This window comes from Rhodococcus sp. Q1 (assembly GCF_004153645.1).
Classification (GTDB): Bacteria; Actinomycetota; Actinomycetes; order Mycobacteriales; family Mycobacteriaceae; genus Rhodococcus; species Rhodococcus gordoniae.
Genome location: NZ_SDMJ01000008.1, coordinates 59258 through 82211, shown reverse-complemented (window position 1 = coordinate 82211; position 22954 = coordinate 59258). Strand labels below are relative to the sequence as shown.

General features: G+C 69.9%; 20 protein-coding genes. 8 read left to right on the top strand and 12 right to left on the bottom strand.

Translation table 11 applies throughout. The features are described 5' to 3' along the window. Window positions 1–14: 14 nt before the first annotated feature. From EQ874_RS19770 to EQ874_RS19760, 3 genes are read right to left on the bottom strand one after another with little or no spacing between them, the layout of a single operon-like run. Window positions 15–4232 (bottom strand): TIGR02680 family protein, encoded by a 4218-nt coding sequence (locus EQ874_RS19770; RefSeq protein ID WP_129977855.1) that lies wholly within the window; start codon window positions 4230–4232, stop codon window positions 15–17. Beyond that, a complete protein-coding gene (locus EQ874_RS19765) occupies window positions 4229–5359 on the bottom strand; it encodes a TIGR02678 family protein (RefSeq protein WP_129977854.1) in 1131 nt (376 codons plus the stop codon). The genes EQ874_RS19770 and EQ874_RS19765 overlap by 4 nt, the downstream gene beginning before the upstream one ends. Beyond that, window positions 5356–6915 carry a DUF2397 domain-containing protein gene (locus tag EQ874_RS19760; protein ID WP_129977853.1) on the bottom strand — a complete coding sequence of 520 codons (1560 nt, stop codon included), beginning with the start codon at window positions 6913–6915 and terminating at the stop codon, window positions 5356–5358. Before EQ874_RS19760 ends, EQ874_RS19765 begins: the two co-directional genes overlap by 4 nt. A gap of 174 nt (window positions 6916–7089) precedes the next feature. On the opposite strand from EQ874_RS19760, the gene EQ874_RS19755 reads away from it, so the two are divergent. Both EQ874_RS19755 and EQ874_RS19750 read left to right on the top strand, forming a co-directional pair. Beyond that, the gene (locus EQ874_RS19755) at window positions 7090–7578 is read left to right on the top strand and encodes a MarR family winged helix-turn-helix transcriptional regulator (protein ID WP_129977852.1); all 489 of its coding nucleotides are present in this window, start codon (window positions 7090–7092) and stop codon (window positions 7576–7578) included. Further along, complete coding sequence (locus EQ874_RS19750) at window positions 7571–9361, top strand: long-chain fatty acid--CoA ligase (protein ID WP_129977904.1); 1791 nt, start codon at window positions 7571–7573, stop codon at window positions 9359–9361. The genes EQ874_RS19755 and EQ874_RS19750 overlap by 8 nt, the downstream gene beginning before the upstream one ends. 165 nt (window positions 9362–9526) lie before the next feature. On the opposite strand, the gene malQ is transcribed toward EQ874_RS19750, so the two are convergent. Next, entirely contained in the window at window positions 9527–11650 is a 2124-nt protein-coding gene (malQ, locus tag EQ874_RS19745) for a 4-alpha-glucanotransferase (protein ID WP_129977851.1), read from the bottom strand. Between the two features lie 61 nt (window positions 11651–11711). Between malQ and EQ874_RS19740 the strand changes: the two genes are divergently transcribed. After that, complete coding sequence (locus tag EQ874_RS19740) at window positions 11712–12227, top strand: O-acetyl-ADP-ribose deacetylase (protein WP_129977850.1); 516 nt, start codon at window positions 11712–11714, stop codon at window positions 12225–12227. Between the two features lie 5 nt (window positions 12228–12232). On the opposite strand, the gene EQ874_RS19735 is transcribed toward EQ874_RS19740, so the two are convergent. After that, window positions 12233–13666: a hypothetical protein gene (locus EQ874_RS19735; RefSeq protein ID WP_129977849.1), complete on the bottom strand. Its 1434-nt coding sequence runs from the start codon at window positions 13664–13666 to the stop codon at window positions 12233–12235. A gap of 197 nt (window positions 13667–13863) precedes the next feature. Here EQ874_RS19735 and EQ874_RS19730 point away from each other — a divergent pair, with 197 nt between their 5' ends. The 3 genes from EQ874_RS19730 to EQ874_RS19720 are packed head-to-tail and all read left to right on the top strand — an operon-like array spanning window position 13864 to window position 16001. Beyond that, a complete protein-coding gene (locus tag EQ874_RS19730; protein ID WP_242496826.1) occupies window positions 13864–14022 on the top strand; it encodes a hypothetical protein in 159 nt (52 codons plus the stop codon). Further along, on the top strand, window positions 14019–15614 hold the full coding sequence (locus tag EQ874_RS19725; RefSeq protein ID WP_129977847.1) for an FAD-binding protein: 1596 nt from the start codon (window positions 14019–14021) through the stop codon (window positions 15612–15614). The genes EQ874_RS19730 and EQ874_RS19725 overlap by 4 nt, the downstream gene beginning before the upstream one ends. A 48-nt stretch (window positions 15615–15662) precedes the next feature. Next, window positions 15663–16001, top strand: a complete 339-nt coding sequence (locus EQ874_RS19720) for a ferredoxin family protein (RefSeq protein WP_129977846.1) — start codon at window positions 15663–15665, stop codon at window positions 15999–16001. A 54-nt stretch (window positions 16002–16055) separates the two neighbouring features. Here EQ874_RS19720 and EQ874_RS19715 read toward each other — a convergent pair whose 3' ends face one another. After that, complete coding sequence (locus EQ874_RS19715) at window positions 16056–17063, bottom strand: alpha/beta hydrolase (protein ID WP_242496825.1); 1008 nt, start codon at window positions 17061–17063, stop codon at window positions 16056–16058. Window positions 17064–17318: 255 nt separating this feature from the next. Between EQ874_RS19715 and EQ874_RS19710 the strand changes: the two genes are divergently transcribed. Continuing rightward, entirely contained in the window at window positions 17319–17717 is a 399-nt protein-coding gene (locus EQ874_RS19710; RefSeq protein WP_242496824.1) for a non-ribosomal peptide synthetase, read from the top strand. Window positions 17718–17806: 89 nt separating this feature from the next. After that, entirely contained in the window at window positions 17807–19345 is a 1539-nt protein-coding gene (locus EQ874_RS19705) for a carboxylesterase/lipase family protein (protein ID WP_129977845.1), read from the top strand. Window positions 19346–19370: 25 nt separating this feature from the next. Here EQ874_RS19705 and EQ874_RS19700 read toward each other — a convergent pair whose 3' ends face one another. From EQ874_RS19700 to EQ874_RS19675, 6 genes are read right to left on the bottom strand one after another with little or no spacing between them, the layout of a single operon-like run. Further along, window positions 19371–19661 (bottom strand): GNAT family N-acetyltransferase, encoded by a 291-nt coding sequence (locus tag EQ874_RS19700; protein WP_016932592.1) that lies wholly within the window; start codon window positions 19659–19661, stop codon window positions 19371–19373. Further along, complete coding sequence (locus EQ874_RS19695; RefSeq protein WP_129977844.1) at window positions 19658–20311, bottom strand: Type 1 glutamine amidotransferase-like domain-containing protein; 654 nt, start codon at window positions 20309–20311, stop codon at window positions 19658–19660. The genes EQ874_RS19700 and EQ874_RS19695 overlap by 4 nt, the downstream gene beginning before the upstream one ends. Window positions 20312–20315: 4 nt before the next feature. Next, a complete protein-coding gene (locus EQ874_RS19690) occupies window positions 20316–21170 on the bottom strand; it encodes a maleylpyruvate isomerase family mycothiol-dependent enzyme (RefSeq protein ID WP_129977843.1) in 855 nt (284 codons plus the stop codon). Then, window positions 21167–21607, bottom strand: a complete 441-nt coding sequence (locus EQ874_RS19685) for an HIT family protein (protein WP_129977842.1) — start codon at window positions 21605–21607, stop codon at window positions 21167–21169. The genes EQ874_RS19690 and EQ874_RS19685 overlap by 4 nt, the downstream gene beginning before the upstream one ends. 9 nt (window positions 21608–21616) lie before the next feature. Then, window positions 21617–22381, bottom strand: coding sequence for an NAD-dependent deacylase (locus EQ874_RS19680; protein ID WP_129977841.1), 765 nt, complete (start codon window positions 22379–22381; stop codon window positions 21617–21619). An 18-nt stretch (window positions 22382–22399) separates the two neighbouring features. Continuing rightward, on the bottom strand, window positions 22400–22591 hold the full coding sequence (locus EQ874_RS19675; RefSeq protein WP_129977840.1) for a hypothetical protein: 192 nt from the start codon (window positions 22589–22591) through the stop codon (window positions 22400–22402). Window positions 22592–22954: the final 363 nt, after the last annotated feature.

The window sequence follows — 22954 nt, the reverse complement described above, 5'->3', positions numbered from 1 at the left end:
CGCGCCCGCCGCTGCTACGTCGGTAGATCGGTGAGCGGCCGCAGGTGCCGCACGCGGCCGTCCCAGTGCACCCGGGTCGTCACAGCCGTTCCGTCGCCGAGCCGGCGGACCTCGTAGACGTCGAGTTCGGGTACCTCGGGCACACAACCCCACAGCGCGTGCCCGGTCATGACGAAATCGATGTCCTGCCGTACGAGCAGGCCCATCAGTTCACCGATCGTGGGATCGTCGATCTTGGCAAACGCGTCGTCGAGCAGCACCAGCCGCAATGCGGTACCGGTGTCGGGAAGACCCGAGAGATAGCCGTCCGCCGCGGCGAACAGCGAGACGTACGACACGAAGCGTGTCTCGCCCTGGGATATCTTGGCGCGCGCGGAGATCCGCCGCTCCTGGTCCGGTCCGGGACCGACGATCGTGACCTCGACCTCGTGCCAGCGCCGGTAGTCCAGTGCCTGCGACAGGTGCAGCGCGTACCCGGCGGACGGGTCTGCGACGTGCGCGGACTCCACCCGGCGGCGCAGCATCTCGACCAGTTCGGCCGCATCCTCGGCCGAGCGGTCGGTGTCGGTGAGCAGTCGCGTCATGCGAGCCGCGTCGGTGTCCTCACCGCCGGGTCGCCACTCGATCCGCACGCCGATCCCGTGCGTCGTGCGGCTGTCGGCGAGACTGTCGTTCATCGCCGCGATCAGCTGCCGTGCCCGGTCGATCCGCCGGCGCAGTTCGTCGGCCACACCGCCGAGCACGAAGCCGGTGAACACGTCGTGCTCACGTTGCGACAGGACCCGGCGGCCCTCCTCGACCTGCCGGGTGAGTGCGGCCGAGACACCCGCAGGTGTGCTGTCGTCGACCGCTCCAGCGATCCGTACGCGATGGGCACCGTGCGTCACCGTGTGCTCGACGTCGAAGCGCGCGGTGATGTCGCGGTCGAACTGCTGCAGCGCGACCAGCATCGCGTTCTCGTCGATTCCGGTGCGTGGCGGCAGCGTGGCCGAGAGGTGCCCGGCCACCGAGAGCACATGATCCGGATCCTCGAGGTGGACGGGAGGGAGCAGCGTCCGCGAGGACACAGCGGCCGGATCGGGATCTTCCTCGAGCGCGGCGCGCAGCTCGGGCAGCTGCAGGTGCGCGGCGAGCAGTTCGGCGGCCGCGGCGAGTTCGCGACGGTCACGGTCGAGCCGCTCGCGCGCTGCCGCGCATCGTTGCAGCACCTCCGCGACGGCACGGCCGAGGTGCTCGCGATGAGCGACCGTGCGCCGGAACTGCTCGTCGGCACGTGCCCGTTCGGTCTCCGAGTTACGCAGTTCCCGCGCCAGGTCGCTTGCGTCGACGTCCACGGCCGCGGTCTGGGCTGCGACCACCGCGGCCTTCGCGTGCCATTCGTAGCGGCACGATTCGGCGATCTCCTCCGCCTCGATCCGCTCGGCCGTGGCCTGCGCGCACCGCTCGGCGACATCCGTGAACCGGGTGTGTGCGGCGAGGACGTCACCGAGAGCGCGGGCCAGTTCGGCGCACAGTGCTTCGGCGGAGGCACATCCGGCGACCAGCGCCTCGAGTTCCGGAACCTCACCGGGCACGCCGAAATGCGCGCATGCGGTGCGATGGGCGTCGAGGTCGGCGCTCCATCGGGCGCGCAGCACCGTCGCCTGATCGCGCAGCTCCACCGCCGTGTCCGCCGCGGAACGCGCGCGCTCGTACGCGTGCCGACGTCGTTCGAGCGCGGCTCGCAGCGCGTGCGAGGTCGGTGCGGTCGACAGGTGGGCGTCGATCTCCGCCCGCCGGTGCGCCGCGTCGGGGAAGTCGACGCGCAGCTGTTCCGTCGCGAGGTCGATCCGGATGAGTTCGGCACGGATCTCGTCGAGGCGCACGCGGCGGGCCGCGGTGGCAGCCTCGCGGGCCGCCCTGCCGATGAAGCGCGGGGTCTCGGCGGTGTGCCGTCCACGCAGAACACCGTTGTGCCAGCGGCCGTCCCGCGAGACCGAGGCCACAGCGGTGGCGTCCTCGAAACCGATCGTGTTCAGGACGGCGTCGATCGCCGGCCGCGGTACGCCGGCGTCGAGGTCGGGACGCAGGACCGTCGCCAAGGGCTGCGTCGGTGGTTCGCCGCGCGGCGAGACGAGGACCTGGCCGCCGAGTGCACGTAATCGGCCCTCCCCGTCGACCGTGGCGGTGAGGAAACCCGCGGCGAGCAACGCGGCTTCGATTCCGGCGCGGTCGTCGTCCCCGAGGGTGTCGACGAATTCCACTGCCTGCCACAGTGGGGCACCGTCGGTGCGCACGTGCCAGGGCGCCTGCTCGGGTCCCTCGCCTGCTGCTTCGAGCGCCGCCTGCTCCCGGACGAGGTGCTCGCGTGCGATCCGTGCGTCGCGTTCTCGACTCTCCCGCTCGTCCGGGGCGTTGTGGAGGTAGCTCAGCGCGGAGCGCGCGGCGGCCGCCGGTAGCGAATCCAGCTCCGCGAGTGCCGGATCGAGGTCGACACCATCGGAGCCGGTGTCGGCCGGCGCCGTGTCGATCAGCACGTCGAGCTGCGTGGACAGTCGGCGCATCAGAACGACCCGGTCCCGGTCGAGTTCCGGCAGCAACGCCGTCGTGCGGTCGGCGGTGATCCACTCGCGCCACCGGTGCTGCAGACCGGCGGCGACCGCGCCGACACCGGCATCCGTCTCGGCGGCTTCGACCGCACGGTGTTCGGCGTCGTGGGCCGCGCGGTCGGCGGCCGCCTCGGCCTCCCGGACCGCGTGCGCGGCGGCGTCGAGACGACGCGCCTCGAGCAGTCGCCGGTCGGCCTGGTCCCGCCTGCGACGGGTCGCCTCGGCGGCGCGCAGGACGGCATCCCGGGCGTCGCCGACCTGTCCGGGGTCGAGGGACACCGTCGCCACGACCGGCCTCACCACCTGCTCGGGGGTGTCGTGGACACCGGTCCGGACGGGTTCGAGCACGGCTGGTGGGTGGTCGACGGAGAAGTGCAGCGTAGCCGGCACGGTGTCGTGCGGAAGGCCCACCGCCGGCAGGTCGCGACCCGCCGTCGCGAGACGCCGCACGGCGCGCGTGACCACGCAGGTCAGTTCATCGAGGACTCCGGCCGCACGGTCTGCGTCGCGGCGTTCCCGCAGGCGACTGCGTTCGGCCGCGGCGGCCGAGTGTTCGGCCGCGCGGTGGAGCGCATCGACGGCGAGCTGCCGCTGCGCGAGATCGTCCGCCGCTCGGAACAGGGCGTGGGTTTCGAGTCCGCGGATCGCGCGGTCGAGTTCGGCCACTTGATCGCGGCGCTCCCGGAGACGGGTGTCCGCGGCAGCGACCTGGGCATCGAGGTCGGTCGCCTCGGCCTCCGCGGCGGCGAGTGCGCGTCGGGTCTCGACGACCCGCCGCGCGGCCTCGACAGCAGCGTCGGCGTCGGCGCGAAGCAGATCCGCCGCATACCGTAGGTACACCTCGTGGAAGCGCAGCACGTGCGCGTGCGCCGTCTCGAGGCGGATCTGTTCCCGACGGGTCTCGCCGAGCAGGTCGAGGCGACCTCCGGCCTCGGTGAGCATGTTCTCCGTCAGCGGTGGCAGCGCGTCCGACAGGATCTGTGGAAGGTGACCCTCGTCGATCCGGTTGCCGACGTCGGGCGAGCGCAGGGTGTGCAGAAGTTGGAGCAGACCGTCGTAGCGGTCGCGTCCGCTCTCACCGTGCAGCCCGAACACCAGTCTGCGGACCGTCTCGCGATGCCGCTCCGGGTCGCGGGTGAGATTGTCGGCGCCGACGAGGTCGGTGAGCCGCTCGCGCGAGAGGGGGGCGCGAAGGTCGTCGACGAGACGCAGGTCGGTGCCGACCCGCAGGGGCGTCGTGAAGAAGTACGCCTCGCTGCGACGTGCGTCGGAGCGATGGCGGATCTGAGCGCCGATGGTGAGATGCCCACTGGGACGCGCCAGTTCGAGCCACAGATATCCGACACGATCCGTCGTATCCGGGGCTCCGGTGCGCATGAGTTCGTCCAGATCGACCTTCGCGGCACCCGTCGCGTCCATGCGTCTGCGGTCGCCGTCGAGCAGGAACGGCAACAACATCTCGAGGGCGCGGGACTTGCCGGATCCGTTGGTGCCGCGCAGGATCATCCGTCCCCCGGACAGGACGAACTCGACGTCCAGGTAGTGCCAGACGTTCACGATCCCGGCGCGGTGGAGACGCCAGCGATCCGGGAAGCGGGGTGGAGGGTTCCCGTCGCCGGCGGACGAGTCGGGCAAGTGGGTCATCGACAGTGGCTTTCGGCGGAGACGGGACGGTAACGGGCGGAGGGTGCGGTCAGTTCGAGTCCGTCCTCGTGCGGGCGCGCCAAGCCGAGACGAGTGAGCAGGGCGACGACGTCGCGGCGCAGGAGTGCGAGGTCGCGGACGTAGGTGCTCTTCCACGTGCGGGAATGCGAGGCGGCGAGCTCGCCGAGGGTCGAGTCGAGGGTCTGCGCGTCGATGTGCAGTGTGGCCGCCGCCCGATCCCCGAACCGTCCGACGAGTTCGGACACGAGCAACAGGCAGGCATGCCGCAGGGTCCCCGATCCCGGGAAGGCGTCGTCGGTGAGTACGCCGGCCGGGTCGTATGCGATCGCACCTTCGGCACGCACCTCGAGGACGAGACCGAAGTCCTCCTCCAGCATCCGGGCGAGTTCGTGGCGGTCGCGGGCGAGTATCGCCGCCGACTCGTCGTCCAGTTCGTCGCGCGCGACGAACGGATCCTCGACGAGCCGCCGGTACAGGCGCCGGCCCGCGGGCTCGTGCTCGTGGCGTGTGAGTGCGGCCGCAGGCCCGGGCATCTCGTGCAGAGGAACGTCGAGCAGGTGGGGGAGCAGATCGCGATGGATCCGGAGATGGGGAACGTCGCCGTTCTCCTCGTCGACCCGATCGGACTCGGTGATCACTCCCCATTCCTCGAGGATGCGCAGGACGGCAGCGAAGTTCCGCTCCTCGGACACCGGGTCGCCGAACACGATGCCGTTCTCCCGCGCGTCGGCGCGCACCTGTTCCAGCAGACTGCCGACGGACACTCGGTCGCCGGCCCCGGGTTCGAGCAGTGCCGCGCACACGAGTGCGAGGCACGCGTAGGTGATCGCGCCGAACTCGGTGCCGTCGGCGTGCCGAAGGGCGCGGTGCGGTGCCATGGGTTCGAGCGGTGCCTTGAGGAGACGGACGAAGGTCGGTTCGACGACGAGGCGGTATCCGAGCCGGTCGGCGAACATCGACTTCAGGGGTGGCGCGTGACGTCGTACGAGGTCGAACGTCTCACGGTCGCCGGCGGCGGTGACGATCGGCTGCTGCAGCAGTGCTCGCGCGGCGTCGCGGCGGCCGGAGGCATCCAGCGATGCCGCACCCGGATGCGAGGTGCTCACGGGGTCACCGCGCCGGGGTCGAGCGATTCTGTCGCCGCAACGCGCAGTGACAGACCGTGCACGGTGAGATCGCCGTCGGGGCAGTGCACCACCGTGTCGGCACCGGGCTCGGCCGTCAGCGACAGCCCGAGATCGGGATCGTCCACGTACACCGGCCCCCCGACGGTTCGGTAGCCCGCGAGTGCTGCGGCGAGGACGCCGAGGACTACGTCCCGTGCCTGCGTCGACAGGTGCGCGCCGTGCAGGTCGCCCGCCGAACTCAGCTCGGCGACGGCGTCGGCGCGTCGACGTGACTCGTGCCGGGCGAGTTCGTCCGCTCGGACCCGACCGGGCAGCGAATCGGGGAGACGCCCGATACCTCCTCGGGACGAGTTGTCGCCGCGTTCGCGCAGCGACACCGGCACCACGACGGGAGCGGCCCGCCACCACGATGTGCCTGCGCCGACGCGAGGGTCGGTCTCGTCGGGACCGAGCAACAGGTGCCGGCTCGGGAAGGTGCCGAAGGTCGCGGCGAACACGCGGTGGGCCTGCTCGTCGGAGGACTCGGCGAACCACCGTGCCAGGCGCAACAGATCCGCGCGGTGCGAGAAGCCCGGCGTGCTCGCCGTGATCCGTCGTGTGCGCGCGAGCAGCCGGCTCAGCGCCGACGCCGCCGCGTCGCGCATGCGTCGCGGGCCGGAGTCCTCCGCGTACCACTGCGCCAGTGCCTCCCAGTCGGCGCGACGTCGACCGGGGGAGCGGACCGGAACGGTGTCCGACTGCTCGGCCCCGGGCAGGCCGAACTCGGGCAGGGCGGTGAGCAGGGAGTCGAGCCGTGGTTCCAGCCGAGCCAGTCTGCTCGTGACGAGTGGGGCGAGACGCTCGACGTCCGAACCGATGACGTCGACGTAGTCGAGGAGCAGGTGCTTGGTCTCCGTGTAGTCGTCGACGCCCCCTGTGTCTTCGAGACGGCCGAGGATCCCGGCGAGATGCGAGTAGAAGTCGGCGACGCTGTCCGTGAACAACCGGTGGTGCGCGAATACGGCGGTGACCTGCGCGGCCAACTCGTCCCGGTCGAGCACGACCCCGTCGCCGACCAGCAGTTCGTCGATCCGGCCGAGTGCGTCGGCCACACACCCGAGCGACTCGCGTGCGACCTCGCGCACTCCGTCGGAGGTGTCGAGCAACCTGCCGACCTCACGGTGCACCCGTACTCCGGCCGGTGTCGGCCGGTACCGGGCACGATCCCTGACGTCGGTGGAGACCACGTCTCCGACATCGGTGGAGACCGCGCCTCGGACGTTCCGCCGGTGGGATCCGCCCTCGGTGCCCGCGTCGTCGCGTTCCCCGGCCCGGCCCGCGAGCGCGAGGTTCCCCCATCGGACCAGCCGATGACACCGGGCGTCGACGACCGCGATGTCGAGTGTCGCGCCCCGCGCCGCGCACGAGGCTGCGATGTCGGCCGCGGACAGATCCGCGAGCAACAGGCCGGTGAAGCTGTCCATCACCGCGAGGTACTCGTCCGCTTCGTCGGCGACGAGGTAGCGGAACAGGTCGCGACCGGTGTGTCCGCCCATCCGACCTCCTCTCCCGCGTGCCGACGCCGTACGGTCAGACAGGCTAGCCCGGTGATCGCGGAGCAGGGCGGGCGAGTTCGCCGAGCGCGGGCACGGACTGTGAAGAGGCAGACCGGGATCGGCCGGACACGGAGTGGATTCGTGCCCTGCCTCACTCGCGTTTATAGTTGCCCTGTGCAACACAATCGGCAGGCCCGGCCGCCGTCCGCGGACGGCGTTGCCCGCGTATACGAGGAGTTCGTACACCTCGTGCGCTTCCTGACGTCCGGAGCGCGGACGCAGGACAACGGTCTCTCGCTGGTCCAGCATTCGCTTCTCGGCTTCATCTCGCGAAATCCGGGCTGCCGTGCCACCGACATATCCGAGGTCTTCGGTGTCCACCGCTCGACCGTGTCGCGCCAATTGCGGCACGCCGTCGATGTGGGCTGGGTCGAGGCGGGGACGGGTCCGGCACGCGCCGGTCATCCGCTTCGACTCACCGACCACGGAGCGGCGGTTCTCGAAGGTGCCGTCGTGCGTCGTCTCGACGACGTGCGCGCCGGCCTCGAGGGCTGGGACGAGAACGACCTCGACCGCTTCGTGGACCTCCTGCGCCGCTTCCGCGCAGGAATCGATTCCGATGACCGGACTTCCGACCAGAACGATGGAGATTGCAGTGCGTGAGTACTCGACCCCGGCCCCGTTCACCATCGGTGACGACGAATCGGTCGTCCACACGGTGTTCACCCATGCGGAGAAGACTCCGCATCGAGTGATGTACTCCCGGCCGCAGGGTGACGACTGGGTCGCGGTCACCGCGCAGCAGTTCGCCGACCAGGTGAAGGCCGTCGCCAAGGGCCTGATCGCCAACGGCGTCGAGCCCGGCGATCGCGTCGCGTTGCTGTCCGCCACCCGGTACGAATGGTCGTTGTTCGACTACGCGATCTGGGCGGCGGGTGCGGTATCGGTGCCGATCTACGACTCGTCGTCCACCGAACAGATCCGCTGGATCCTCCAGGACTCCGAGGCCGTCCTCGCCGTCGTCGAGACCGCGCGGCACGAGAAGCTCTTCGTCGACATGCCCACCACGCTGCGTCGCATCCTGCAGATCGAGGACGGGGCCGTGAACACCCTCGCGGCCGACGGCGCCGACGTCGACGACGCCGAGATCACCGCGCGCCTGTCCGGAATCCGCTCCGACGGACTGGCCTCCCTCGTCTACACCTCGGGGACCACCGGGCGTCCCAAGGGATGCATGCTCACCCACCGCAACTTCCTCGCCGAGGTCCGGTCGATCCTCACCTCGGACATCGGTGTGGTCGCCAAGCCCGGCAACCGGGGCCTGACCTTCCTGCCCCTCGCACACGTTCTCGCCCGCGCCGTGTCGCTCGCACTGTTCGAAGCCGGAGCCGCGCAGGCGCACTGGTCGGACTTCTCGACCGTGTCCGCGCAGTTCGCGCGGTACTCGCCCAACATCATCCTCGGTGTGCCCCGCGTCTTCGAGAAGGTGCGCGACGCGGCAGCGGCCAAAGCTGCGGTCGGCGGCCCGGTCAAGGCAGCGATCTTCGAGTTCGCGGAGCGTACCGCCATCGCCTACAGCGAGTCGCTCGACCAGGGCGGACCGACTCTGCTGTTGAAGGCCGAGCGCACTGTCGCCGACAAGCTGGTCTTCTCCAAGCTGCGCCAGGCCATGGGCAACGAATGCTGGTACGCGATCTCCGGGGGCGGGGCCCTGAGCCCTCGCCTCGGTCACTTCTTCCGCGGCGTCGGCGTGCCGATCTACGAGGGCTACGGCCTCACCGAGACCACGGCCGCACACAGCGTGAACACGCCCGGCTCGCAGAAGATCGGTACCGTCGGACGCCCCATGGGCGGGAACTCGGCGCGTATCGCCGACGACGGCGAGATCGAACTGCGCGGAATGGTCGTCTTCGACGGTTACTGGCGCAACGAGGAGGCCACCGCCGGCGCCTTCGACGACGGCTGGTTCCGCACCGGTGACCTCGGCTCGCTGGACGAGGACGGGTACCTGTCCATCACCGGACGCAAGAAGGACCTCATCATCACCGCCGGCGGCAAGAATGTCTCGCCCGGGCCGATCGAGGACCGCATGCGGTCGCACACCCTCGTCTCCCAGGCCGTCGTCGTCGGCGACGGTCGCAGCTTCATCACCGCTCTCGTGACCGTCGACCCGGACGTCTTCGAGAACTGGAAGACCGAGAACGGCAAGCCGGCCGGTGCGACGATCGCGGACCTGCGCCACGATCCCGCGCTGCGGGACGCGATGCAGACCATCGTGGACGACGCCAACACGCTCGTCTCGCACACCGAGGCGATCAAGAAGTTCGTCATCCTCGACCGCGATCTCACCGAGGAATCCGGTGAGCTCACCCCGACGCTGAAGATCAAGCGCAATGTCGTCACCGAACGTTTCGCTCACGAGATCGACGCCCTGTACGCGAAGTGACGCCCTAGGGACGTGTTCTCCCGCCGCGACCGCCGATCCGACTCCCGGGTCGGCGGTCGCGGCATTCGGCGACATCACCGCCGCGTCGCGGCATTCGGCGACATCACCGCCGCGTCGCGGCATTCGGCGACATCACCGCCGCGTCGCGGCATTCGTGGGACGGTGTCACTCCACCGGTGAGATGTCTCCGGACACCGCGCGGGCGAGCCTCGCGAATCCGTCGTGTTCGACGAGGTCCTCGACGAGGACGACCTTGCCGCGCGCATCGGCGAGCGGAACCCGCCAGTTCGGATACTCGTCGACCGTGCCCGGCTGGTTCTGGCTGCGACGCTCGCCGGTTACATCGGCCAGTGAAACACCGAGCAGCGCAGACGGACTCGCCGCGATCAGCCGGTGCAGTGCCTCGACCTGCCGGTCGACGTCGGTCTCACCCTCGTCGAGCAGGCCCCGCTCGACTGCCAGCGCCAGAACCGAATCGCGTTCGGCTGCCGCATCGGCGAGTTCGGTGTCGAGATCGCCCTCGAGCAGACCGAGCTCCGAACGCAGCCGGATATGGTCGCCCGCCAGATACCCCGCCGTGGGCGCAAGGTCGTGCGTGGTCACCGAGGTCAGGCACAGGGAGCGGTAGGTCTCGGGCTCGCGAGGGGAGTCCTCGTCGCGTTCGAACCACAGGATCGACGTACCGGCGATGCCGCGCTCGGCGAGATACTCCTGCACCCACTCCTCGAAGACCCCGAGGTCCTCACCCACGACCACGGCACCGGCGCGATGTGCCTCGAGCGCCAGGATGCCGACGAGTGCCTCGTGGTCGCTGCGGACGTACGCGCCGTCGGCCGGCGACATCCCCTCCGGCACCCACCAGGTGCGGAAGAGCCCCAGGATGTGATCGGCCCGGACGCCACCCGCGTGCCGCAATGCCGAGCGCACCACATCCCGAAAGGGGATGTATCCCAGCTCCGCGAGACGATCCGGCCGCCACGGCGGCTGGTTCCAGTTCTGGCCGTTGCGGTTGAAGTCGTCGGCGGGGGCACCCACCGTGACGCCCGTGGCCAGCGCGTCTCCCAGCGTCCACGCGTCGGCGCCGTGCGGGCCGACACCCACTGCGAGGTCGTGCACGATGCCGATGTCGGAACCTGCCGCGAGCGAAGCGGTGTGAGCCGCCGCGAGCTGCTCGTCGCACAGCCACTGCAGCCACCGGTGGAAGTCGATTCGAGATTCGAGCCGCTCTCGCAACCGGTCGACCTTCGGGTCGTCCGGGCTCGGCGCGCGCGACGCCCACCGGTCGGCGCGGTCGCCGAACTTCTCGTACAGGGCGCACCACAACGCGAAGTCGTCGAGGGCCTGCCCGCCCTCGGCGCAGAACGCCTCGTACCGTGCCCGCCGGGCGGGGCCGAGCGGCACCCGGTACACGCGTTCGAGGACGTCGAGCTTCGCGCGGAAGGCCGCATCGCGGTCGAGACGGCGCGCTTTCCGGTTCGCCTTCGCCGCGCGCTGTGCGTGCTCGTCGAGTTCCTTGCGGTGTTTCGCGGGGAGATAGGCCGTCTCCGGAACATCCTCGATGCGCAGGTACAGCGGGTCGACGAAGCGCCGAGACGACGGCAGATAGGGCGAAGGCTCGTGCGGGGGCACCGGCTCGGCCGCGTGCACGGGATTGATCAGGACGAAGTCGCCGCCGTATCCTGCCGTGATCGCCGCCAGATCCGCCAGGTCGGCGAAATCTCCGATACCCCACGACCGGCGACTGCGCACCGAATAGACCTGTGCCGCAAGCCCCCACCGCTTCTTCTCGAGCAGCCGGTCGGCGGTGGACAGACGCCGTGGGGTCACCACGAGTTGCGCGGTGGCCTCGATGTCGTTGCTGCGCGCATGCACGACGTGCCAGCCGAGCGGCAGTCGCGGAACGGCGAACGTCGCGCGGCCCACGAGCCGGCCGTCGACCGTCCGCGGATCCACCCACACGTCGAGTTGTTCGACCTCGATCTCCGCGCCGTCCTCGGAGACCACCCACACCGACACGGGATCGCCGTGTGGCACGTGGACCGGGAACGTCCGGTCGTCGCCCTCGACGACCACGAGGGCGGGCGGCAGCATGCTGCGCCACGGGCGGTCGTCGAAGTCGGCGAGCGACGCCACGACGTCGTCGTCCGTCCCGGCCGGGACATCGAGCGCGGCGAGTATCCGCCGCAACGTCTCGTCGGAGACATCGTGGTCGAGTCCGCCCCACCCGGTGTAGGTGGTGGAGATACCGTGCTTTCCGGCCAGTTCGCGCAGTTTCGCCGAGGACGTCACGGTCCTGAATCATGCCAGCAAAACGGCTCGGGGGCAGCGTGCGGAACATAGGGTCGACAGGGTGAGCGCTCTCGACATCGCGCACGGCGACATCACCACCATCGCGGTGGATGCGATCGTCGACGCCGCGAACTCCGCCCTGCTCGGAGGTGGCGGAGTGGACGGTGCGATCCACCTGGCCGGAGGCCCGGAGATCCTCGCGGCCTGCCGCGAACTCCGCGCGACCTCGCTACCCGACGGGCTCGAACCGGGCCGTGCGGTGGCAACTCCTGCGGGCCGTCTTCCGGCGCGATGGGTGATCCACACCGTCGGTCCCGTGTGGTCGGCGCACGAGGACCGATCCGGGATACTGCGCTCGGCGTACCGCAACAGCCTGCTCGTGGCGCACGATCTCGGTGCCCGTACGGTGTCGTTCCCGCTCGTCTCGGCCGGTATCTACGGCTGGCCGCTCGACGACGCCGCCCGGCAGGCCGTCACGACGATCCGGGAAACGCAGACCGCGGTGGAGACCGTCGTGCTCGTCGGCTTCGACTCGGCCGCCGTCGACGCGCTCCGTCGCGCCGTCTCGCGGTCGTAGTCCGTTCAGGCGTAGTCGCCGAAACCGTCGAAGAGGGTCGGTTCGTCGGGATTGTCGAACAGGGCGGGCTGCTCGGGCGCCGCCTCGCGGCCGGAACCCGACTTCGACGCTTGCCGGCCGGCCGGGTCGGGACCGTCCCCCTGCTCGAGGAACTGCAGCGCCTCGGCGAGCGACCGGCTCGTCGCCTCCCATTCGAGGGCTCGCGCCCGGGCCTCGCGAGCGCCGTCGGTGTTGAGCGCCGCTTCGCGGGTGTGCGACTCGCCGTCCCACCACACCTGCAGTTCGGTGCTGATGGTGAGGAACCGCCGCAGCTGTTCGGGATTGCGATCGCCGATCGCCGCGACGGTGCTCGCTCCGACATCGGTGGAACCGTCGAGATGGAAGTCGCGCACCGCGAGCAGAGCCACCGGCAGATCGTCCTCGGCGTCGGGCAACTGCGAGACATCTCCCCAGGGCGGCTCGTCCGCGCCCGCCTGCGCTCCGTCGAATCCTTGATCGCGCAGCAATGCGCCGCCGATATGGGCGGCGAACGAACCGTCGACGGTGTCGAGGAACTGTGTGATCGTCTCGAGCGAGCCGAGCAGATGGGCCGGCACGAACGGCACGGCAGGGACGTGGTCGACGATCGCGAGACGATCGTCGACCAGCACGAACTTCAGGTGCGGCCATCGACGGTTGAGGTCGGCGCAGATCTCGGCGGCCCGCGTGCGCCCGGTGATGGAATGGACGATCGGAGCGAACAGGTCGACGGTGCCGCCGCCCGGACCGACGCCGACGAACACCAGCACCCCGCCGATCCGCAGGACGAGATCGCCGTCCTCGTCCCAGGCGGGAAGATCGCCGATCCGCTCGTGCAGGGTGGATTCGATCAGTTCGCGCACGTGGTCGTCTCCGGTGGGTACGACCGCGAGCGGCATCTCCGCAGCCTGTGTGCGACCCGCGTCCGGTGTCTCGGGCACGAGGAACGACGTGAGATCGGCGACGGAACGTTCCGTCCCGAACGTCTCGGCCCGCAGGAAGAGAGGATGGGGAACACCCCACACCGAACGCAGGGCACGCACGGCGATCACGGCGAGCTGATCGGCCCAGCTGCCCGGACGGTCGATCCAGAAGGCCGGGGATCCGCCGTCCTCCGGATCGTCCGGTCCGCGGGAGGGCGCCTCCAGGCCGAGTTCGAGGAGCATCTGTTCGTCGACCGGCGTGAGATGCCGGTCGGGCGCGAGGTGAGCGTTGGAGGGCACCTCGCAGCGGACGAGCCGATCTCCCCACGCGTAGAACTGCACACACGGCCCCGCCGGACCGCCGGCTTCGTCGGTGAAGGGTTCGAGAACGAGGCCGTCGCCGTCGCTCATGGCCGCGACATGATCGGCCAGGCGCGTGCGGAACTCGCGCCAGGCCGCATCGACATCCTGGTCGAACCGGGTCTGCGCGTCGGCCATGATCGGACCCCCTTCTCTGTGCGGTCGAGCCGAGAGAAAGACTAGTCGCCGGCACCGACAGACCTTCCTTCGCTCGGTCGCACGAGCGACGGCTCGCCGGAGCGCGTGGTTCTCGGCCGGCGACGGCTCGCCGGAGTGTTCCGATCTCGGCGAGCGAAACCGTGTCGGTCCGTCCGGTGGTGGTCGAGCATCGACGCATGATCGACGCCGTCATCCGTCTCGTGCGGACACTGCCGACCCGTCTCCCGGGAGTCCGGTCGGCGGATCCGTCCGTGTGGGACGCCGCAGCTCCGATCGGCGTGCCGGTATGCACTTCGGATGCGCTGGCGGACTACGCGATCCGGGTCTCGATATGAACGGTACGGACGGGACGGAGATCGACACCGACGTCCTTGTGCTCGGTGGGGGACCGGCCGGCACGTGGGCAGCGCTGGCGGCCGTCCGGGCCGGGAGCCGCGTGGTCCTCGCCGACAAGGGTTACTGCGGGACGAGTGGTCCGACCGCGTCCGGCGGCAACAACCTCTGGTACCTGCCCCCCGGACCCGAGCGTGCCGCGGCCGTCGACCGCCGCCACGCCGAAGGGGGACTGCTCTCCGAACCCGCCTGGATGCACCGGGTGCTCGACGAGACCTACCGGCGTGTCGACGACCTGGCCGTGAACGGGCGTTACCCCTTCGGCGTGGACCCGGAGACCGGACGGCGCCGGGGCAGCAGCCTGCAAGGGCCCGAGTACATGCGGCGGATGCGCCGCATGGTCCACCGCGCCGGGGTGCGCATCCTGGACCAGTCGCCGGCCCTGCAGTTGCTCGTCGACGCCGAAGGGGTGGTGGCCGGGGCGACCGGGGTTCACCGTCGGCAGGGATACGAGTCGTGGACGGTACGTGCCGGCGCCGTCGTACTGGCCACCGGAGGATGCGCCTTCCTCTCCGGCAGCTTCGGTACCGACGTCGACACGGGCGACGGCCATCTGATGGCCGCCGAGGCCGGTGCCGAGTTCTCGGGCATGGAGTTCTCATCGGCCTACGCGCTCGCACCGTCCTGGAGCGGGCACACGAAGGGCCTGTTCATGCAGTTCGCGACGTTCTACGACGATCAGGGTGCGCGGCTCGGGGACGACCGCGCGACCGCCATGCGGTACCTGCTCGACGGCGTCCCGGTCCACGCCCGGCTCGACCGGGCGCATCCCGACCACCGCGACCTGATGCGACGCTCTCAACCCAATTACTTCCTACCCCTCGACAAGGCCGGGATCGATCCGTTCACCGAGATGTACCCGGTGCGGGCGGTGCTCGAGGGAACGGTGCGCGGTACCGGTGGCCTGCGGATCACCGGCACGGACTGTGGCACGTCGGTGCCGGGTCTGTTCGCCGCCGGCGACGTGGCCACGCGCGAGCTGATCACCGGTGGACGCAGCGGCGGAGGCAGTCACAACGGGGCCTGGGCGATGTCGTCGGGCTCGTGGTCGGGGGCGGCCGCCGCGGGGTTCGCCCGTCGACGCGGTGTCGCCGACGTCGCGCCACCGATCGGCGGGGTCGGCCTCGTGGGCGACCCGGATCGCGCCGCCACCCGGTCGATCATAGGTCTGGTGCAGGAGCACACGCTGCCGCTCGAGCGCAGCTTCCGGCGGACGGCGCGGAGTCTCGAGGACAGCATCGCCGCACTCGACGACGCGTGGACTGCGGCACCGGTGGTGCTGGGCGGCCGGGGCCGCGAACTGGTGCGGGCCCGGTCCGGTGCCGCGCTTCTCGCCGTGGCTCGATGGGTGAGCCACACCGCCCTCGCCCGTGCGGAGACGAGAGGCATGCACGTGCGCGCCGATCACGCGGACACCGATCCCGGCTTCCGGTACCGCCTGGTGACGAGCGGTCTGGACCGGGTGGACGTCCGTGCCGAAAGTGACCCTGCGGGCCGTGCCGAAAGTGACCCTGCGGGGCCGTGCCGAAAGTGACCCTGCGGGCCGTGCCGAGGGCCGGCCCGCACGACGAGGAGCGAGCCGATGATCGAGGTGATCGTTGCCGACCGGTGCATCTCGTGCGACATCTGCATCGCAGTGTGTCCGACCGACGTCTTCGATCGTGGACCCGGCGGGCTTCCCGTCGTCGCCCATCAGGAGGACTGCCAGACCTGCTTCATGTGCGAGGTCCACTGTCCCGTCGACGCCCTCTATGTGGCTCCGTACTCGACCGCAGTGGAAGAGAACTCATCACACCGCGATGTCGATGCGCTCACTGCCTCCGGCGAGTTCGGACGCTATCGGGCCGTCGTCGGATGGGGCCGGGGGAGACGCGCGGGGGCCCGGCAGGACCGTAACGACCTGTTCACCGGCCGGCCCTGAGGGCAGGTGCTGCGCGTGTGCAGCGCCGAATTCGAGGGCGGCCGAGGGAGCGGATCACCGTAGTTCACGCACGAAGCGGCCGATCTCGGCGATCGCCCGTCCGCTCTCCGGCACGACGCCCGCCGCTGCCTGGAAGACGTGCACCTGCTTCTCCCATACTTGGAGCTCCGCGGCCACACCGGCGAGTTGCAGACGCCGGGCCATCAGCTCGGCGTCGACATAGGTCATCTCTTCGGATCCGGTCTGGATGAGCGCCGGGGGCATCTCCGACAGGTCGAGGTCGACGGGGGAGGCGACCGGTTCGGCACCTTCGCCGCCGAGCCGCTCGGCGCGCTCGACGAGGGTGGACAGCACGCCGACCGCGCGTCGCGGGAAGACTGCGCACCGGTGGGAGTTGGGATGGTCGAGCTTGCCCTGCGGATCGAGATCGGTGAGAGGTGAGAGCGCGACGGTGCCGGCCGGACGGCCGATGCCGAGGCGCACGGCCTCGTGGGCGACGGCGAAGGTGAGGAAACCACCGGCGGAGTCCCCGGCGATCACGACACGCTCGGCCGGGCAGCCGTGCGCCACCAGCCAGCGCAACCCGTCGAGTCCGTCCTCGACCGCGCGGCGGATCGGATGGCGGGGCAGCATGCGGTAACCGACCGCCAGGGCCGGTGCTCCGGTGGCGGCGGAGATGCGCGAGACCAGATGGCGGTGCGTGGAGAGACCGCAGCACAGGAACGCGCCGCCGTGCAGGTACAGGAGTGCGGTGCCGTGCAGGCCTCCTCGACCGACCGGGGTCGTGGCGCCCGGCGCCCACACCAGTTCCGCCGGGCACGTCGGGAGATCGACGTGCCGGCGATGCGTGCCGGGCACCGGGACGAGCGGGAACGCCAGGCGGTCGATCATGGTCGTCGGCCAGGGAAGAGCCGGGGTGTAGGACCACGCCTCGATGAAGGGCCGTACGGTACGGCGCACGGAGAAGGACAGGGCGCGGGACTGTGTGCTCACACCCGCGAATTCGCGCGTGGGTGCGCGATGCGCGGGCGGAGGGAGCAACTCGGCGCGGGCGACGCTCACGACCGGCACCTCCTCGGTCGGCGCGGAGTCGTGGTCGGACCCGGTCGGTGGCTGCACGTACTCCGGATTTACGAGGATACGCCCGTTCATCCAGGTCGCGAGGGTCTGTCGAGCAATCGTTGTGGTCCTGATCTCAGGGTGATGATTCCGGGCGAAGGCGGGTTCTCGGCGATGTACCTTCTGTCAGGTACCGGCAGTGCAAAAAGTTTTCCGGACCTTCTACACATTCCATACTTTTCGGGCCACACTGACTGTATGTTTCGACGTGCGGCGCGCGGCCCGGCGCCGCTCCGGGGGACGAGCGAAGGCGAGATGTTGCGGAAATTCGACGTTGCAGGCACCAGTGCCTACGAGATCACAGCGGAAGATCTGCCCCGGATGGTGGCGGATGCAGCGGCATGCGAACCCGGCCGGATCGCGGTGACCCACGGCGCGGACACCACCACCTACGCCCGACTGAACAGCGAGGTCGTGAAGCTCGATGCGGCCATGGGGATCCTGCTCGGCCAGGCCTCGCTCGTGCCGATCGCGCTCGCGACAGTCTTCCCGGCGCTGGCCGACACGGCGCGTGGCGACCTGCGCGACGTGCTCGACGCGCTCGTGATCGATCTCGTCGAGTGTGTGGCACCCGAACCGCTCTCTGCAGCCGGCTGACGGACGGCCTCGCCATCCCTCATCATTGGTAGGTCGACGAACGACGAGATCTGTGCCGCACCGCGGCACCGGCTCGGGTGGGAGGCCCCGTGGAGGACGACACGCTCACCGTCGCCTGCAAGTACGGCGAGGTCCGCGGATATCGCGACGGAGAAGTCTACGTCTGGAAGGGCGTCCCGTACGCGGCTCCGACCGGACCTCGGCGGTTCCGGTCACCTCTGCCGCCCGAACCGTGGGACGGAGTCCTCGACGGCGCGCGGTACGGACCCATCGCTCCGCAGAGCCGGCAGAGCCCGATCGGAATCGATCCCGAGATGACGTTGAGCGAGGACTGTCTCTCGCTCAACATCTGGGCACCACCGCCGGACGGGCACCGACGTCCGGTCATGGTGTGGATACACGGCGGCGCCTACGTGCTCGGGTACTCCGGGCAGAAGATCTACGACAGCCGAATGCTGTGCGAGAGCGGCGATGTCGTAGTAGTGACCATCAACTACCGGCTCGGTGCGCTCGGCTTCCTCGACCTGTCGTCGTTCTCCACCCCCGAAGCCGGTTTCGAATCCAATGTCGGCCTCCGCGACCAGATCGCCGCCCTCGAATGGGTACGCGACTGCATCGCCGACTTCGGCGGCGACCCGGACTGCGTGACGCTCTTCGGCGAATCGTCGGGTGCCGGGTCGATCACCACGCTCATGACCGTCCCGCGGGCCGAAGGTCTGTTCCACCGCGCGATCGCCCAGTCGCCGCCCGCGACGTCCGTGTACGGCCGCGAACGCGCCGCGACGGTCGCCGAGCGTTTCCTCGAGATCCTCGCCCTGCCGCCGTCCCGGGCCGCCGAACTGCTCACCATGCCGGCCGACAGGCTGGTCGAGGCCTCGGAGGTGCTCGTCGCCGAGACTCCGACGAAGGTGCCGGGCACACTCGCCATGACCCCGGTCGTCGACCGCGACCTCGTGCCGAAATATCCGGTCGCGGCCTTCCAGAAGGGACTGTCGCATCGGATCCCGCTGATCATCGGCTCGAACAAGGACGAACCGTCGATCTTCCGTTTCATGAAGTCACCGTTGATGCCCGTGGACGACACGGCGGTGCAGGCGATGTTCGCAGCCCTGGCCGACGACCGGACGGATCTGCTTCCCGAGCGTCTCGCCGAGATCGTCGCGGCGTATCCCGACCTGCCCAAGCCTGCAGGGGCGATGGCGCTCTCGCGTGACGCCGGTTTCCGCATGCCGGTGCTCTGGGTCGCCGAAGCGCACAGCGCGCATTCGCCGACCTGGGTGTACCGCTTCGACCACGCCACCCCGATGCTGAAGGCCGCCCGGATCGGTGCCGGTCACGCGACCGAGTTGCCGTATGTATTCGGTAATTTCGGCACGCTCGGCCGGGATCCGAGCTTCTGGCTCGGGGGGCGTAAGGCTGCCGGCGAGGTCTCCGGACGTGTGCAGCGGCGCTGGCTGGCGTTCGCGCATCACGGCGTGCCTGCGGCGCTGGACGGTTCGAAGCATTGGCCGCAGTACGAGGTGGAGGAACGCTCGACCCTGCTCATCGACTCCCCGGACAGGGTGGAATCGGATCCGGACGGCAAGATGCGCCGGATCTGGGGTACCGAGGTGATGGCGTTCACCTGAGGACCCCGGCTCGGGAGAACCCGGCTCAGTTGCGGTATTCGGGATGTTCGGAGACGAACTTCTCGACGTACGAGCAGGACGTGCCGATCTTCAGTCCCTGCTTCTCGGTCTCGTCGAGGGCGTACTTCACCACGATCCCGGCCAGACCCCGGCCGCGGAACTGCGGATCGGTGACGGTGTGGTCGAAGTCCCGCAGGTCGCCGTGCTGCGTGTAATCGGCGTACGCCGCGAGATCGTCGCCGAGATAGAGCGCGAACCGGGACTTGTCGGCGTCGTGCTCGATCCGGGGTTCGGTGCCGTCGATGTTCTGCGTCATGATGTCACCGTACTCGGGGACCGTCCGGGAGGGGTGTCGACGACGATCGCGTCGTCGTCGGTCAGTGCCACATGCTCGACTCCGTGCTCGCGCAGGTAGCTCAGGCACTGCCGGATTCCCTCGTCGGCGAGAGCCGACTCCCCGGAGTGCGGCACGATCGCGTGGCCGACCCAGCCGAGACCGTCCCATATCACCGGAATGCCGCACGTCGAGGCGACCTCACCGGGATCGTCGGAGAACTCGATGCCGCGCAGCGACGGCGTCGCGACGCAGGCCCCGGCGCTGTATCCGCCGTACACCAGCCGGTTGTCGCGCACCAGCTCGGTGAGCACGGTGTCGCCGCCGCTGCGCGCGAGCCGGGCTCGCAACACGAAGGTGTTGCCGCCGCGTACCCACACGGCGGGGAAACCCGCGAGACGTTCCCGCAACGAGTCGGGGTCGTCGAGGTGGTCGCGCAGATCCACCTCCTCCGGCGTGAAGCCGAGCGAGCGCAACGGCCCCATCTCGCTCGTGACCGCCGCCGCCCGGGCCGTGGACGGCCACGCGTCGGCGGCGTTCGCGACGACCGCGATGCGTCCGGGTTCGCCCACCAGCCGGACGAAGGGCGCGGGATCGCTACCGAACCGGTAGGAGGACAGGAACAGTCGCACGACGTCAGATCGTGAACGCGAGGTTGTCGACGATGCGGCGTCCGACCTCGACGTCGCCGCCGAGGCAGATCTCGTCGATCCGGTCCTGCGCCCGCACGCGTCCGCCGGCGAGGCGCACGAACAGTCCCGAGTCCATCGTGATCGTCGTCGTGGCCGGAGCCGAGAGGGCCGGTACCTCGGTGGCCCGGCCGTGCACCTCGATATGGACGGTGCGCGCGAGGGGACCGGAGAGCTCGATCGTGATCCGCGCTCCCTCCGGAGCCTTGCCGCGCTTGCCCACGATGAACGGAACCGCGCCGAAGACCTCCGCCGACCCGAGTTCGGCGCGCGGACCGCCCTCGGTGCCCGTCCTGCCGAGCGCGTCGCAGATGTCGAGTTCGTGCAGCCAGCAGTCGAACACGCGGATCCGCATGAAGCGCCCGTAGGGCGCCGGTCCGACCGGGGTGTTCGACTGCTTCCCGAAGTCCTCCTGCGTCATCGCGCCGAGCTGGTCCGTGCGACGGGCGACGATCTGCCGGTAACGCTCGAGCACGTCCGCGCCGGGGACGGGACGCAGCGACTCCACCCACAACTCGTTGAAGGCCGCGATGTCGTTGCGCACGTGGGGAAGCGACCGCACGTCGCGTTCGACGCGCGGAGCCTCGACGCCCGCGAGCATCGACTCGGTGCCGATGAGATGCGCGGCGATGTCCTTGACGGTCCATCCCGGTAGGCAGGTGGCGGTGTTCCACGCGTCCTCGGTCGCTCCCGAGAGCAGTTCGTCGAGCGCGGCGAACTGCTCGAGCAGCAGCGGCCGGATCGTGTCGATCGGGAACTCGGCAGCGGAGCTGTCGGGGGAGGTGTCGGGCTGCGATGTCACTGGTGCTCCTCGGCGGTCAGGCGTTCGAGGCCGGCGCGGACGAGTGCCGCGGTGGTCTCCGGATCGTGGAGTCGACGGCGAACCAGACCGATACCCATCCGGACACGGTCGCCGTCCCAGCGGGGCAGCACGTGCAGATGCGTGTGGAAGACGGTCTGGAAGGCTGCTCGTCCGTCGTTCAGGACGAGATTGGTTCCGTCGGTGGCAAGTTCGGAACGGGCCATCGCCCGGGCGATCCGCTGTCCGGCGCGGAAGACGGCCGCACCCGACACCGGATCGAGATCCTCGAGCCGCGCCGCGTGCACGCGCGGGATCACGAGGAGGTGTCCGCGCGCGATCGGTCGGATGTCGAGGAAGGCCACGACCTCGTCGTCCTCGTACACCCGTGTTGCCGGGCCGCTGCCGTCGGCTATGGCGCAGAACACACAAGAACTCACCGGCTCACCTTAACGCGGTGTGCGGGTCCGGATCTTCAGCGCGTCGACGAGGGCCGGGAGTCCCACGGCTGCCGTCGTCCGCCAGGTGTGGTCGACCTGATCGCTGAGGCCGGTCTCGCGCGGATCGATCTCCACCACCGGCACGCCGTGGCTGCGCGCGAGCGACGGCAGGCCGGCGGCCGGATGGACGACTCCCGACGTGCCGACCACCAGGAGCAGATCCGCGTCTCGCAGGGACTCGGTCGCGGTCTCCCACGGTTCCTGCGGCAGCATCTCACCGAACCACACGACGCCGGGCCGCCCGGGACCTCCACACGCGGGGCACGCAGGCGGATCGAGACGGGCGACGGGTGCCTCCGGCGGATCGGGAAGATCGACGGCCCGCTCGCACCGGCTGCACCGTGGGGCGAACAGGCTCCCGTGCAGATGGGTGACGTCACGGCTTCCCGCCCGTTCATGGAGGTCGTCGACGTTCTGCGTCACGATCCGCAGGCGGACGGAGTGTGCCCAGTCGGCGAGGGCGCGATGTCCGGCATTGGGTTGCACGCCCCGGACGAGCGCGACCCGCCACTGGTACCAGGCCCAGACCGTCGCGGGATCGTCCGCCCAGGCCTCCGGTGTGGCGAGGGCGGTCGCGTCGAATTTCTCCCACAGTCCGGTCTGCGCATCGCGGAAGGTGGGCACGCCGCTCTCGGCGGACATCCCGGCGCCGGTCAGGACGGCGACGCGGCGGGCCGAGCGGGCGAGGTCGAGGACGGGGTCCGGCACGTTCATGGGGCTCAGGCTAAAGGCTCAGGTGGGGAAGGGACCGGGCTCGGGGTGCTCTCTGCCGCACCGCGGGCACGGCTCGTCGGTGGCGGTGAGCATCGCTCCACAGTCGGGGCACAGGAGGTGGAGCCAGCAGACCGGGTCGCCGCCCGTGTCGTCGGTGGTGCGCTCGTCGGCGATCCCGTTCGCGGGTTTCTTTCCAGGTCCGGGACTCATCCGCGGCCTCCTACGCTTCCTGTCGCACGAGCGCAAAGCAGAGGTCCGGCGACCGGGGTTCTGAATCGATTCCGAGGCATTCTGAATCGGTACACCGCTCCGTTCGGTATGCGTGTAGCGAATCTTTTTGCAATCGGTGCCCTTTCGCTCCGAAGGACGTTCCCGGAATTGTTCCGGGGCTCGACCCCGATAGTCCTCCACGGTCTTGCTCACCGGAGGAAAATGGCATTTGTGAGGTGAGCTGCCTCACAAACTTTCGCCATCTTGCTGTTCGGACTCGATTCAGATGATCCGACCAGGTTGCGGGCTCACAGGAGGGCACGGTAGGTCTGCTTAAGCCTTTCAGTGCATGACAGGCCGTCA